Origin of the sequence: Streptomyces sp. B3I8 (genome assembly GCF_030816915.1) — a bacterium.
Taxonomy (GTDB): Bacteria; Actinomycetota; Actinomycetes; order Streptomycetales; family Streptomycetaceae; genus Streptomyces.
The window spans coordinates 1,358,919-1,372,500 of record NZ_JAUSYN010000002.1 but is presented as its reverse complement, the minus strand read 5'-3'; the positions used below and the strand labels follow the sequence as shown (position 1 = coordinate 1,372,500).

Below are 13,582 nucleotides of genomic sequence, written 5' to 3'. Positions count from 1 at the left end.
AGTTCCGACCTGCACGAATGGCGTAACGACTTCTCGACTGTCTCAACCATAGGCCCGGTGAAATTGCACTACGAGTAAAGATGCTCGTTTCGCGCAGCAGGACGGAAAGACCCCGGGACCTTTACTACAGTTTGATATTGGTGTTCGGTTCGGCTTGTGTAGGATAGCTGGGAGACTGTGAAGCTCGGACGCCAGTTCGGGTGGAGTCGTCGTTGAAATACCAGTCTGGTCGTGCTGGATGTCTAACCTGGGTCCGTGATCCGGATCAGGGACAGTGTCTGATGGGTAGTTTAACTGGGGCGGTTGCCTCCTAAAGGGTAACGGAGGCGCCCAAAGGTTCCCTCAGCCTGGTTGGTAATCAGGTGGTGAGTGTAAGTGCACAAGGGAGCTTGACTGTGAGACCGACGGGTCGAGCAGGGACGAAAGTCGGGACTAGTGATCCGGCGGTGGCTTGTGGAAGCGCCGTCGCTCAACGGATAAAAGGTACCCCGGGGGATAACAGGCTGATCTTCCCCAAGAGTCCATATCGACGGGATGGTTTGGCACCTCGATGTCGGCTCGTCGCATCCTGGGGCTGGAGTCGGTCCCAAGGGTTGGGCTGTTCGCCCATTAAAGCGGTACGCGAGCTGGGTTTAGAACGTCGTGAGACAGTTCGGTCCCTATCCGCTGCGCGCGTAGGAGTCTTGAGAAGGGCTGTCCCTAGTACGAGAGGACCGGGACGGACGAACCTCTGGTGTGCCAGTTGTTCTGCCAAGGGCATGGCTGGTTGGCTACGTTCGGGAGGGATAACCGCTGAAAGCATCTAAGCGGGAAGCCTGCTTCGAGATGAGGACTCCCACCCACTTGATGGGGTAAGGCTCCCAGTAGACGACTGGGTTGATAGGCCGGATCTGGAAGCACCGTGAGGTGTGGAGGTGACCGGTACTAATAGGCCGAGGGCTTGTCCTCAGTTGCTCGCGTCCACTGTGTTAGTTCTGAGACAACGAACAGTTGTCGGCAGAGAGCTGAACGCTGCTCTTCAATTGAAAAGTGTGCTTGTTCGCTCGAAACCATTAGGGTTTCGGTGGTCATAGCGTAGGGGAAACGCCCGGTTACATTTCGAACCCGGAAGCTAAGCCTTACAGCGCCGATGGTACTGCAGGGGGGACCCTGTGGGAGAGTAGGACACCGCCGAACAATCTTTGGAGGACCCCTGGTCCCAGCGACATGCTGGGACCAGGGGTCCTTTTTGTTTTCCTGGTTTGTTTTCTGAATTTTTCCTCCGAGTGGGTCGGGTACCCGACGCGCAAGAATAACCGTAGTGCCGAAGACAGGAGTTCCCCATGTCCACCAACTCTCCCGACGAGCGACCGGAGCGCGAGCAGCGCCGCCGGGACAGTGGTGACCGGGGCGGCTTCCGAGGAGGTCCGCGTCGCGACAACCGCGATAGCCGGGACAGCCGTGAGGGCCGGAGCGGTAGCGGCGGGACCGGGCGTGGTGGATTCGGCGATCGTGATCGCGGTGGCTACGGTCGACGTGACGACCGTCGAGGCGAGGATCGCCGCGGCGGCGAGCGGCCTGCGGACAACCGCGGTGGGTTCCGCCGCGATGACCGTCGAGACGACCGGCCGGCGTTTCGTCGGGACGATCGTCGTGACGACGATCGTCGGAGCTACGGTCGGCGTGATGACGACCGCAGTGGTGGCGGCGGTCGTGACGACCGGCGGGAGGGCGAGCGTGGGGGACGTCCTCCGTTCCGTCGCGACGACCGTTCCGGGGCGCCTCGGCGGGACGACCGGGACCGCGGTTTCCGCCGCGACGCCGACCGGCCTGCTTTCCGTCGTGACGATCGCCGTGATGACCGCCGTGATGACCGGCCTGCTTTCCGTCGTGACGATCGCCGTGATGACCGGCCGGCCTTCCGTCGTGACGATCGTCGTGACGACCGCCGTGACGATCGGCGTGGTGATGACCGTCGCGGGGGTTTCCGAGGGCGGGACGACGACCGTGGGGGCTTCCGGGGGCGGGACGATCGTGGTGGGTTCCGGCGCGAGGAGCGTGGGGACCGTGGGGACCGCGGTGAGTTCCGTCGTGATGATCGGCGTGATGACCGGCCTGCTTTCCGTCGTGATGATCGGCGTGATGACCGGCCTGCTTTCCGTCGTGATGATCGGCGTGATGACCGGCCTGCTTTCCGTCGTGACGATCGGCGTGACGACCGGCCGGCCTTCCGTCGGGATGACCGGCGTGACGACCGTCCCGGTGCCCGGCGCGATGACCGGGACAGCCACAGCCGGGGAGGCCAGGGCCAGGGCTTCCGGCGTGACGACGATCGTCGGAGCTTCGGGCGGCGTGACGACGATCGGGGCGAGCGCGGCGGATTCCGTGGCCGTGACGATCGGGGCCGTGACGATCGGGGCCGTGACGATCGGGGCCGTGACGATCGGGGCCGAGACGACCGTGGGCGCGGGCCCCGCCGTGACGACCGGCGCGACGACCGTGGTGGCCGTCCCGGTGGTTTCCGCGGCGGGGACGACCGACGCGGCGGCGGTGGGCGGTTCCGCGACGAGCGTGACCGGGACCACCGTGACCGCGATCGTGAGCCGATCAAGCGGCTGCCGATCCCGGAGGAGGTCACTGGGGACGAGATCGACAAGGACGTGCGGCAGGAGCTGCAGAGCCTTCCCAAGACGCTCGCCGAGGACGTCGCGAAGAACCTGGTGATGGTCGCCCGGCTCATCGACGAGGACCCCGAGGGTGCGTACGCGTACTCCAGGGTGGCCCTGCGGCTGGCGTCCCGCGTCGCCGCAGTACGGGAGGCGGCCGGGTTCGCGGCCTACGCCACCCAGAAGTACGGGGAGGCACTCGCCGAGTTCCGGGCGGCGCGGCGGATGACCGGCAACACCGACCTGTGGCCCGTCATGGCGGACTGCGAGCGTGGGCTCGGCCGGCCGGAGAAGACGCTGGACATGGCCGGGGCGCCCGAGGTGCACAAGCTGGACAAGGCCGGGCAGGTCGAGATGCGGCTCGTCGCGGCGGGGGCGCGGCGGGACATGGGGCAGCTCGACGCGGCGATCGTCACGTTGCAGAGCCCCGAACTGGCCTCCACCTCCGTGCAGCCGTGGACCGCGCGTCTGCGGTACGCGTACGCCGACGCACTGCTCGCGGCGGGGCGTGAGGGCGAGGCACGGGAGTGGTTCGCCAAGGCGGTGGAGTCCGACAAGGACGGCAGCACCGACGCGTCCGACCGGTTGGCGGAGCTGGACGGCGTGGAGTTCATGGACGCGCTCGTCGAGGGCGAAGACGAGGCCGAGGACGAGCTCGAAGTCGAGGACAAGGCCGAGGTCGAGGACAAGGTCGAGGCCGAGGTCGAGGTGGAGACCAAGGTTGAAGACAAGGCCGGGGTCGAGGACGGGGAGTCGGAGGGCGGCGTTGTGAAGGGCGCGGTGTCCGAGAAGGACTGAGGATGCCGGACGGGGCGGTCGGCGCGGGGAGTTTCTCGCGCCGGCCGCCCCGTTCCGCTTTCCGCTTGCCGCGCTTCCGCCTACAGCGTCCTCAGGACCAGGCCCGACGCCGGCTTCGGGCCGAAGGACGTGGACTTGCGGGGCATCGTGACGCCCTGCTGGGCGAGGGTGCGCACGATGTCCTCCGGGACCGGGTGGAGGAGTACCGCCGTGCCCCCCTCGCGTTCCGCCTTCTCCACCGTGGACGCGGTGTCGTGGATGTAGGCGACGTGCTCCGGTGAGTCCTCGGGGATCCGCCAGACATGATCCAGGAGGGTGGCGTGCAGGACCGTCGCGTCCAGGGTGCGCCAGGCCTCCGGGCGGTCCGTCGGGACGGTGCGGGCCAGGAGGTCGGGGGAGGGGAGGTCGACGAGGTGGAAGGCGCCGTCGCCCGCGAGGAGGAACGCGTTGCCCGTGCGTGCGGCGTCCGCCAGGGCGTCCAGCGCTTCGGTGAGCGGCGCCCGCAGATGCCGTATCCGGAACAGGCCCGTCAGCGCGGACAGCGCGTCCGCCAACGGGAGCCTGGGCAGCAGCCGGTGGATGGCGCGGACGCGCAAGGGGTGGAGGGCGGTGTCGACGAGCAGGACCAGGCCGAAGTCCCACGGGCCGGGTGAGGGGTGCTCGGCGCGGAGCCGCAGGTAGGTGGCCCAGCGGTGGTGGCCGTCGGCGATGAGGGCCTGACGGCCGGCCAGGTCTGCCCGGGCCGCGGCGATCTCGACGGGGTCGGTGACCGCCCACAGACGGTGTCCGAAGCCGTCCTCCGTGGTGGTGGACAGCAGCGGTGGGCGCCCCGTGGCGCGCTCCACGACGGCGTGCGCGCCGGTGGTACCGCCGTCGCCGCGGTAGGTCAGCAGCAGGGGTTCGAGGTTGGCGCGGGTCGCACGCATCAGGTCCGCGCGGTCGGCGACGACGTGCGGCATGACGTCCTCGTGCGGGAGGACGACGCCGTCCGACGGCTCGGACAGGCGCAGCGTCCCGATCAGGCCGCGCTGGACGAGACCGGTGCCGTCGCGCTGTTCGTAGACGTACAGGGCGGGTTCGGGGTCGCGGGCGAGGACGCCCTCGGCGACCCAGCGGTCCAGGGTGTCCGCGGCCCGTTCGTTGCGGGCGGAGGGCGTGCCGGCCTGCGGCAGGATCAGCCGGACGATGTTGTGCGGGTCGGCGGATTCCAGATGGAGCAGCCCGTCGGGGCGGACCACCACGTCGTACGGCGGGGAGGTCACGGCGGAGAGGCTGCCGACGCGTTCCGGGTTGTAGCGCAGGCCCCGGAAGGGCGTCAGATCAAGGCCCATGTGCGCGGGTGCGTCCCCGGGACCTGCAGAGTTCATCCGAGCATCGTAAGTGCGCCGGTGAGGCTGTCAGTGCCGTGGGGGATGATCGGGGGAGGCGAGTGAACGAGGAGCGATGCGGAATGAGCCGGAGTGCGGTCAGGACGCGGCCCGAGGGCAGCGCACGGCCCCTGAGCGAGGCGTACGACACGGCGCTGCTCGACCTCGACGGGGTCGTGTACGCGGGCGGTGTCGCGATCGACCACGCGGTGGAGTCGCTCGGCACGGCCCGGGACGGGGGGATGCGGCTGGCGTACGTCACCAACAACGCGCTGCGGACCCCGGACGCGGTGGCCGCGCATCTGACGGAGCTGGGGATAGCGGCCGAGGCGTCCGACGTGGTGACCTCCGCGCAGGCGGTGGCCCGGCTCATCAGCGACCAGGTGCCGGCGGGTGCGCGGGTGCTGGTGATCGGCGGCGAGGGGCTGCGGGTGGCGCTGCGCGAGCGCGGGCTGACGCCGGTGGAGTCGGCGGACGACGAACCGGTGGCGGTGGTGCAGGGGTTCGGCGGCCCCGACCTGGCGTGGGGGCGGTTCGCGGAGGCGAGTTACGCGATCGCGCGGGGGGTGCCGTGGTTCGCGTCGAACACGGATCTGACGATTCCCAGTGCGCGGGGGATCGCGCCGGGGAACGGGGCGGCGGTGGAGGTCGTGCGGATCGCGACGGGGGCGACGCCGCAGGTGGCGGGGAAGCCGTTGCCGCCGATGCACCGGGAGACGATCCTGCGCACCGGGGCCGAGCGGCCGTTGGTGGTGGGGGACCGGCTGGACACGGACATCGAGGGGGCGTTCAACGGGGGCGTCGACTCGTTGCTGGTGCTCACGGGGGTGACGGACGGGGCGCAGTTGCTGGCGGCGCCGGCGCGGCATCGGCCGACGTATGTCGACGTCGATCTGCGGGGGTTGCTGACGGGGCAGCCGGAGGTGGCGGACGTGGGGGACGGCCGCTTCCGGTGCGGGGGGTGGACGGCTGCGGCGAGTGGGGGAGAGCTGCGGTTGGAGGGGGACGGGGAGCCGGTGGACGGGTTGCGGGCGTTGTGCGCGGTGGCGTGGACGGTGGCGGGGGACGGGGCCTGTGAGCTGGACGGGGGGAAGGGGTTGGCGCGGCTGGGGGTGTGACGGTGGGTGGGGTGACGGCGGGTTTTTTCGCCTCCGCCGCCCTTACCCTTTCCGCCTCTTCAAAGGGCTTCGCCCGTTGGCCCCCCGGTTCGCCCTTCGGGCGGGTGCGCTCGAGAGCTGGAGTGGGTGGGTTGTGTGGTGGGTGCGGGTGCGGGTGCGGGTGCGGGTGCGGGTGCGGGTGCGGGTGCGTCGTGGTTGCTCGCGCGGTTCCCCGCGCCCCTTACGGGGTCGCTCCCTGAGCCCCTCGCCGGGGCTCGCAGGAGAGGTTAGGTTAACCTAAGCTCTGTGTTGGTCGACAGTGTTCCTGAAACGCGTGCGGTGAGCGCTTCCGCGCCCCCGGGGCGGCGGGCGGCGGCGCGTGCCGTCGGGTTGCTCCTGTCCCTGGTGGTGCTGGCGGGGGTCGCGCTCGCGAGTATCGCGATCGGGGCCAAGGAGCTGCCCCTGGACCAGGTCTGGCACGGGCTGTTCCACGACACGGGCACGTACGCCGACGTGGTCGTCGACGAGCGGGTGTGGCGCACGCTGCTCGGGCTGCTCGCCGGGGCCGCGCTCGGGCTCGCCGGGGCCGTGCTGCAGGCGCTCACCCGGAACCCGCTCGCCGACCCCGGCATCCTCGGCATCAACGCGGGCGCCTCCGCGGCGGTCGTCACCGCCATCACCTATTTCGGCGTCACCTCGCTGAACGGCTACGTGTGGTTCGCCTTCTTCGGGGCCGCCGCGGTCGGCGCCCTGGTGTGGTTCCTCGGCGGCAGCCGGGGCGCCACCCCCGTACGGCTCGCGCTGGCCGGCACCGCGATCAGCGCGGCCCTCTACGGCTACCTCCAGGCCGTCATGATCATGGACGACGCGGCGCTGGGCAGGATGCGGTTCTGGACGGTCGGCTCGCTGGCCTCCGCGACGCATTCCACGATCGTCCAGGTCGCCCCGTTCATGGTGGTGGGCAGCCTGCTCGCGCTGGGGCTGGCCCGGCCGCTGAACGCGGTGGCCATGGGCGACGACACCGCCCGCGCGCTCGGCGCCCACCTCAACCGCACCCGCGCGCTGTCCATGCTCGCCGCCACCATGCTGTGCGGCGCGGCCACCGCCGCCTGCGGCCCCATCGTGTTCGTCGGGCTGATGGTCCCGCACCTCGTACGGTCCTTCACCGGCCCGGATCTGCGCTGGATCCTGCCGTACGCGACCGTGCTGTCCCCGGTGCTGCTCCTCGGCGCCGACGTGATCGGGCGGATGGTCGCCCGGCCCGCCGAACTGCAGGTCGGCATCGTCACCGCGATCCTCGGCGGTCCGGTGTTCATCTTCCTCGTCCGGCGCAGGAGGACGACACAACTGTGAAGGCCACACACATCCGGGCGGTGCGCACCCGCGGCGGGCTCTCCCTCAGGGTGGACGCCCGCGCGGTCACCGTCGTCGTCCTGCTGGTGCTCGTCGCGCTCGCCGCGAGCGTCGCGCTGATCGGCACCGGCGATTTCCCGGTCTCCGCCACCGACGTGGTCCGGACGCTGACCGGCCACGGGACGCGGATCCAGGAGTACATCGTCCGCGACCTGCGGCTGCCGCGCGTCCTCGTCGGCCTCCTCGTGGGGGCCGCGCTGGGGCTCGGCGGGGCGCTGTTCCAGTCGATCTCGCGCAATCCGCTCGGCAGTCCGGACGTGCTCGGGCTCGGGCAGGGCGCGACGGCCGGCGCGCTGGTGGTGATCGTGCTGTTCTCCGGCAGCGCCACCGCCGTCACGCTCGGCGCGCTGGCCGGCGGACTGGTCACCGGGTTCGCCCTCTACCTGCTCGCCTGGCGGCGGGGCGTGCACGGCTACCGGCTGGTCCTGGTCGGCATCGGCGTCTCCGCGATGGTCACCGCGGTCAACGGCTATCTGCTCACCAAGGCCGACATCGTCGACGCCGCCCGCGCGGTGGTGTGGATGACCGGGTCCCTCAACGGCCGCGACTGGACGCAGGTGTGGCCGTTGCTCGTGCTGTGTGCGGTCCTCGTGCCGCTCGTCCTCGTCAACGCGCGCGGACTGCTGATGACCGAGATGGGTGACGACCTGTCGTACGCGCTCGGGGTGCGCGTGGAGCGCGTACGGATGGTGCTGATGGTGTCCGCGGTGCTGCTCACCGCCGGTGCCACCGCCGCCGTCGGGCCGGTCGGGTTCGTCGCGCTGACCGCGCCGCAGCTCGCCCGGCGGCTGACCCGCTCGCCCGGGCCCAACCTGGTGCCCGCCATGTGCATGGGCGCCACCCTGCTGATCGTGGCCGACCTGGTCTCGCAGCGGGCCTTCGGCGCCGACCAGCTTCCCGTCGGCGTGGTCACCGGGGTGCTCGGCGGGGCGTATCTGCTGTGGCTGCTGGTCACCGAGCGCAGGGCGGGCCGGATATGAGCGGCCCGGCGAACGAGCACTCGCGGCCCGGCGAACCAGAACACCCGGCCCCGCGGCACCGGAACGTCCGAAGGAGCACCGTGAACCGCCTGTCCGCCGACAACGTCACCCTCGCCTACGACCAGCGCGTGATCGCCGAGCGGCTGTCGGTGGAGATACCCGACAACTCGTTCACCGTGATCGTCGGCCCCAACGCCTGCGGCAAGTCCACGCTGCTGCGCGCGCTGTCGCGGATGCTGCGGCCGAACGAGGGCCGGGTGCTGCTGGACGGGCAGGTCATCCAGTCGATGCCGGCGAAGAAGGTCGCCCGCACCCTCGGACTGCTGCCGCAGTCGTCGATCGCGCCGGACGGCATCACCGTCGGCGACCTGGTCGGTCGCGGCCGCTACCCGCACCAGGGACTGCTGCGGCAGTGGTCGGCCGAGGACGAGCGGGTGGTACGGGAGTCGATGGCGCGCACCGGGATCGGCGACCTCGCCGACCGCTACGTCGACGAACTGTCCGGCGGGCAGCGGCAGCGGGTGTGGATCGCCATGGCGCTCGCCCAGCAGACCCCGCTGCTGCTCCTCGACGAGCCGACCACCTACCTCGACATCCAGCACCAGATCGACGTCCTCGACCTCTGCGCCGACCTGCACGAGGAGCAGGGGCGCACGCTCGTCGCCGTCCTGCACGACCTCAACCACGCGGCCCGCTACGCCACCCATCTCGTGGCGCTGCGGGAGGGGCGGGTGGTGGCCGAGGGAGCGCCCAAGGAGATCGTCACGGCCGAGCTGGTCGAGGAGGTCTTCGGGCTGCGCTGCCAGGTCGTCGACGACCCGGAGACGGGGACCCCACTGGTGGTGCCGGCCGCCCGCAGGGCCCGCGCACGCGGGACGGCGGACAAGGCGGACAAGACGCCGGAGACGGCCGGTGCCGGGGCCCGCGGAGGGGCCGAGGTCTCCGAGTCGGCTACAGGAGCTTCCTGAGCCGGAACAGGTCCCGCAGCCCCGCCTCCAGCCGCACCCGGCCCGAGCCCCAGGCCCGGGCGAAGTGCAGCTCGCCGTCGACCAGGGACACCAGGTCCTCCCCGGTCATGGCCAGCCGTATCTCGGCCCTCTCGGGCGGCAGCCCGCGCACGGTGTCGCGCACCTCGACCCGGCCGCCCCGCAGCCGGCCGACGAAGGTGACGTCCAGGTCGGTGATGCGGCAGCTCAGCGAACGGTCCAGGGCGGCGGCCGCCGCCGCGTCCCCCTCGGCGCGCGCGAGGGTCTCGGAGAACCTGTCCAGTGCCCTGCGGCACTCCTCGATCGTCGCCATCGGCATCGACGGTACCCCAGGGCCACGCGGTAGCGTCGGGGCATGAACGACGCAGTACCTGAGCCGGAGGCCCCGGGCGAGCGCTTCCAGGCCGCGGAGGAAGACCGAGGCGCCGAAGGCGCTCAGGACGACGGCGAACCCGCGGCGCCCGCCCCGCTGCAGGTGCCCCGCACCCCCACCGGCAACCCCGGCGTCGACGCGCACCTCGACCGGCTGGCCGACGCCGACCACCTCGCCACCGACGGCCACCTCCAGGTGTACGAGGATGTACACCGAGGGCTGCGCGACGCGCTGACCGCGCTCGACTCCCGTCCGGGACCTCCGCCGCCCCCACCGACGCACGGACACGGGATCAGGAGCTGAGGGACACGTGGCAGGAGTGACACGCCGCCGACTGGACGCCGAACTGGTACGGCGGAAGCTGGCGCGCTCGCGGGAGCACGCGAGCCAGCTCATCGCGGCCGGGCGGGTCACGGTCGGCAAGGCCGTCGCGACCAAACCGGCCACCCAGGTCGAGGCCGCCGCGGCGATCCTCGTGGCCGAGGACGACGGCGACCCCGGCTACGTCTCCCGGGGCGGCCACAAGCTCGCCGGCGCGCTGGACGCGTTCGTCCCGCGCGGGCTCGTCGTACGGGGCCGGCGGGCGCTCGACGCCGGCGCCTCCACCGGCGGCTTCACCGACGTGCTGCTGCGCGCGGGCGCCGCGCACGTGGTCGCCGTGGACGTCGGATACGGACAACTCGCCTGGACTCTGCGGAGCGATGAACGCGTCACCGTCAAGGACCGTACGAACGTACGCGAGTTGACGCTCGAAGCGATCGATGGGGAGCCTGTGGATCTTGTGGTGGGGGACCTGTCCTTCATCCCGCTCGGACTGGTACTGCCCGCCCTGGCGCGGTGCGCGAAGCCGGACGCCGACCTGGTGATGATGGTCAAGCCCCAGTTCGAGGTGGGTAAGGAACGGCTCGGCAGCGGCGGAGTCGTGCGCAGCCCCGAGCTGCGCGCGGAGGCCGTGCGCCAGGTGGCCGGGCGGGCGTGGGACATCGGACTCGGGGTGAACGGGGTGACCGCCAGTCCGCTGCCCGGGCCCTCGGGAAACGTCGAATACTTCCTGTGGCTGCGTGCCGGGGCACCCGCACCGGACCCGGCCGACATCGACCGTGCAGTGGCGGAGGGGCCGCGTTGACACAGAACCAAGCTCGAACCGTATTCCTACTGGCACACACCGGGCGTCCGGCGGCCATCCGCAGCGCCGAGCTCGTGGTGGGCGGGCTGCTGCGCGCCGGGCTCGGGGTGCGCGTCCTGGAGGCCGAGGCCGCCGACCTGCCGCTGCCCGAGAGCGTGCAGCTCGTCAAGGAGGCCACCCCGCAGTGCCTGGACGGCTGCGAGCTGCTCATCGTCCTCGGCGGTGACGGCACGCTGCTGCGCGGCGCCGAGTTCGCCCGCGCCTCCGGCGTGCCGATGCTCGGCGTCAACCTGGGGCGCGTCGGTTTCCTCGCCGAGGCCGAGCGGGACGACCTCGACAAGGTCGTCGACCGGGTGGTCAGCCGGGCCTACGAGGTCGAGGAACGCATGACGGTCGACGTCGTCGTGCACCGCAACGGTGACATCGTGCACACCGACTGGGCGCTCAACGAGGCCGCCGTGCAGAAGGCCGGCGCCGAGAAGCTGCTCGAGGTCGTCCTGGAGATCGACGGGCGGCCGGTGACCGGGTTCGGCTGTGACGGCATCGTCTGCGCCACGCCGACCGGGTCCACGGCCTACGCGTTCTCGGCGGGCGGGCCCGTGGTGTGGCCGGAGGTGGAGGCGCTGCTCATGGTGCCGATCAGCGCCCACGCCCTGTTCGCCAAGCCGCTGGTCACCTCGCCGGACTCGGTGCTCGCGGTGGAGGTGCTGCCGCACATCCCGCCCGGCGTGCTGTGGTGCGACGGCCGGCGCACGGTGGAGCTGCCGCCGGGCGCCCGGGTCGAGGTGCGCCGGGGCGCGGTGCCGGTACGGCTCGCCCGGCTGCACCACGCGTCCTTCACCGACCGCCTGGTGGCGAAGTTCGCCCTGCCGGTTTCGGGGTGGCGGGGAGCCCCCAACTGAGGACCGGCCCCGTCCGTACGCGCGTACGGACGGGGCCGCGCAACGAGGGACCCCCGGGGAAGTCACGACCTGCGGCTTCCCCGGTCGGGTGGGGCGGCGTCGCACATCGTGGCCGAAACCTCGTATGGTCGACGTCGTGTTGGAGGAGATGCGGATACGGTCGCTCGGGGTCATCGACGACGCGGTGGTCGAGCTGTCACCCGGCTTCACCGCTGTCACCGGTGAGACCGGTGCCGGCAAGACGATGGTGGTCACCAGCCTGGGGTTGCTGCTCGGCGGGCGCGCGGACCCGGCTCTCGTACGGATCGGCGCGAAGAACGCCGTCGTCGAGGGCCGCATCAGTGTGCCCGCCGCCGCCCCGGCGGCCGTACGGGCCGAGGAGGCCGGCGCCGAGCTGGACGACGGGACACTGCTGATCAGCCGTACCGTCTCCGCCGAGGGCCGCTCGCGGGCGCACCTCGGCGGACGGTCCGTGCCGGTCGGCATGCTCGCCGAGCTCGCCGACGAGCTGGTCGCCGTGCACGGGCAGACCGACCAGCAGGGGCTGCTCAAGCTCAGCCGGCAGCGGCAGGCCCTCGACCGGTACGCCGGGGACACCGTCGCCGTGCCCCTGGCCAAGTACGCCGAGGCCTACCGGCGGCTGCGGGCCGTCGCCACCGAACTGGACGAGATCACCACGCGTGCCCGGGAGCGGGCGCAGGAGGCCGATCTGCTGCGCTACGGCCTCGACGAGATCGCGGCCGTCGAGCCGCGGCCCGGCGAGGACGTGGAGCTGGCCGCCGAGGCCGAGCGGCTCGGGCACGCGGAAGCCCTCGCCTCCGCCGCGACGGCCGCGCACGCCGCGCTCGCCGGCAATCCGGAGGATCCCGAGGGCATCGACGCGAACACGCTCGTCGCGGGCGCCCACCGCGCCCTGGAGGCCGTACGGTCGCACGACACCGCGCTGGCCGGGCTCGCCGAGCGGATCGGCGAGATCGGCATCCTCCTCGCCGACGTGGCCGGGGAACTCGCCGGATACGCCGACGACCTCGACGCCGACCCGCTGCGCCTGGCGGCGGTCGAGGAGCGGCGGGCCGCGCTCACCCAGCTCACCCGCAAGTACGGCGACGACATCGGTGGGGTCCTCGCCTGGGCCCAGCGGGGCGCCGTACGGCTGACCGAGCTCGACGGCGACGACGAGCGGATCGGGGAGCTGACCGCCGAGCGGGACGCGCTGCGGGCCGAGCTGGGCGGGCTCGCCCAGGAACTGTCCGACGCGCGCACCACCGCCGCCGAACGGTTCGCCGCCGCCGTCACCGCCGAGCTGGGCTCGCTCGCCATGCCGCACGCGCGCGTCACGTTCGACGTCCGGCAGACCGAGGACCCCGAGGGCGTCGAGGTCGGTGGGCGCACGGTCGCCTACGGCCCCTCCGGCGCCGACGAGGTCGAGCTGCTGCTCGCCCCGCACCCGGGGGCGCCGGCCCGGCCGATCGCCAAGGGCGCGTCCGGCGGTGAGCTGTCCCGGGTGATGCTCGCGGTGGAGGTCGTCTTCGCGGGGACCGACCCCGTGCCGACGTACCTCTTCGACGAGGTCGACGCCGGTGTCGGCGGCAAGGCGGCCGTCGAGATCGGCCGGCGGCTGGCGAAGCTGGCCAAGAACGCGCAGGTCGTGGTCGTCACGCACCTGCCGCAGGTGGCGGCGTTCGCCGACCGGCAGCTCCTGGTGGAGAAGACCGACGACGGTTCGGTGACGCGCTCGGGGGTGAAGGTCCTGGAGGGCGAGGAGCGGGTACGGGAGTTGTCCCGGATGCTCGCGGGCCAGGAGGACTCCGAGACGGCCCGGGCGCACGCGGAGGAACTGCTGGCGTCAGCGCGGAAGGACGCGTAGGCGCGTACGGACACGAAGCCGGGCGCGG

12 protein-coding genes and 2 rRNA genes (1 of these 14 running past the window's edge) are annotated in these 13,582 nt (G+C 71.8%); 12 read left to right on the top strand and 2 right to left on the bottom strand.

From position 1 onward, the window contains the following. The 4 genes from QFZ64_RS08400 to QFZ64_RS08385 form a co-directional block, all read left to right on the top strand. Window positions 1-948: ribosomal RNA gene (locus QFZ64_RS08400) — 23S ribosomal RNA — on the top strand (it extends 2,180 nt beyond the left edge of the window). 111 nt (window positions 949-1,059) lie between these two features. Continuing rightward, window positions 1,060-1,176, top strand: a 5S ribosomal RNA gene (gene rrf, locus QFZ64_RS08395). 300 nt (window positions 1,177-1,476) lie between these two features. Continuing rightward, the gene (locus tag QFZ64_RS08390) at window positions 1,477-2,703 is read left to right on the top strand and encodes a hypothetical protein (RefSeq protein WP_307063932.1); all 1,227 of its coding nucleotides are present in this window, start codon (window positions 1,477-1,479) and stop codon (window positions 2,701-2,703) included. Further along, on the top strand, window positions 2,640-3,443 hold the full coding sequence (locus tag QFZ64_RS08385) for a tetratricopeptide repeat protein (protein ID WP_307063929.1): 804 nt from the start codon (window positions 2,640-2,642) through the stop codon (window positions 3,441-3,443). The genes QFZ64_RS08390 and QFZ64_RS08385 overlap by 64 nt, the downstream gene beginning before the upstream one ends. Window positions 3,444-3,523: 80 nt before the next feature. On the opposite strand, the gene QFZ64_RS08380 is transcribed toward QFZ64_RS08385, so the two are convergent. Continuing rightward, window positions 3,524-4,810, bottom strand: a complete 1,287-nt coding sequence (locus QFZ64_RS08380) for a DUF1015 domain-containing protein (protein WP_307063927.1) — start codon at window positions 4,808-4,810, stop codon at window positions 3,524-3,526. 83 nt (window positions 4,811-4,893) lie between these two features. On the opposite strand from QFZ64_RS08380, the gene QFZ64_RS08375 reads away from it, so the two are divergent. The 4 genes from QFZ64_RS08375 to QFZ64_RS08360 all read left to right on the top strand — a co-directional run bounded on the left by QFZ64_RS08375 (window position 4,894) and on the right by QFZ64_RS08360 (window position 9,268). Beyond that, a complete protein-coding gene (locus QFZ64_RS08375; RefSeq protein WP_307063926.1) occupies window positions 4,894-5,928 on the top strand; it encodes an HAD hydrolase-like protein in 1,035 nt (344 codons plus the stop codon). Between the two features lie 285 nt (window positions 5,929-6,213). Continuing rightward, complete coding sequence (locus tag QFZ64_RS08370; protein ID WP_307063925.1) at window positions 6,214-7,260, top strand: iron ABC transporter permease; 1,047 nt, start codon at window positions 6,214-6,216, stop codon at window positions 7,258-7,260. Then, the gene (locus QFZ64_RS08365; RefSeq protein WP_307063923.1) at window positions 7,257-8,300 is read left to right on the top strand and encodes an iron chelate uptake ABC transporter family permease subunit; all 1,044 of its coding nucleotides are present in this window, start codon (window positions 7,257-7,259) and stop codon (window positions 8,298-8,300) included. The genes QFZ64_RS08370 and QFZ64_RS08365 overlap by 4 nt, the downstream gene beginning before the upstream one ends. Further along, entirely contained in the window at window positions 8,297-9,268 is a 972-nt protein-coding gene (locus QFZ64_RS08360) for an ABC transporter ATP-binding protein (RefSeq protein ID WP_307063920.1), read from the top strand. Before QFZ64_RS08365 ends, QFZ64_RS08360 begins: the two co-directional genes overlap by 4 nt. On the opposite strand, the gene QFZ64_RS08355 is transcribed toward QFZ64_RS08360, so the two are convergent. Continuing rightward, window positions 9,252-9,599: a sterol-binding protein gene (locus QFZ64_RS08355; RefSeq protein WP_307063918.1), complete on the bottom strand. Its 348-nt coding sequence runs from the start codon at window positions 9,597-9,599 to the stop codon at window positions 9,252-9,254. The two genes, QFZ64_RS08360 and QFZ64_RS08355, sit on opposite strands and share 17 nt — an antisense overlap. A gap of 42 nt (window positions 9,600-9,641) precedes the next feature. Here QFZ64_RS08355 and QFZ64_RS08350 point away from each other — a divergent pair, with 42 nt between their 5' ends. The 4 genes from QFZ64_RS08350 to recN all read left to right on the top strand — a co-directional run bounded on the left by QFZ64_RS08350 (window position 9,642) and on the right by recN (window position 13,554). After that, complete coding sequence (locus QFZ64_RS08350) at window positions 9,642-9,962, top strand: hypothetical protein (protein WP_307063916.1); 321 nt, start codon at window positions 9,642-9,644, stop codon at window positions 9,960-9,962. A gap of 7 nt (window positions 9,963-9,969) precedes the next feature. Then, window positions 9,970-10,785, top strand: coding sequence for a TlyA family RNA methyltransferase (locus QFZ64_RS08345; RefSeq protein WP_307063914.1), 816 nt, complete (start codon window positions 9,970-9,972; stop codon window positions 10,783-10,785). Further along, a complete protein-coding gene (locus QFZ64_RS08340; RefSeq protein WP_307063912.1) occupies window positions 10,782-11,687 on the top strand; it encodes an NAD kinase in 906 nt (301 codons plus the stop codon). The genes QFZ64_RS08345 and QFZ64_RS08340 overlap by 4 nt, the downstream gene beginning before the upstream one ends. A 124-nt stretch (window positions 11,688-11,811) precedes the next feature. Beyond that, a complete protein-coding gene (gene recN / locus QFZ64_RS08335; protein ID WP_307063910.1) occupies window positions 11,812-13,554 on the top strand; it encodes a DNA repair protein RecN in 1,743 nt (580 codons plus the stop codon). Window positions 13,555-13,582 lie beyond the last annotated feature (28 nt).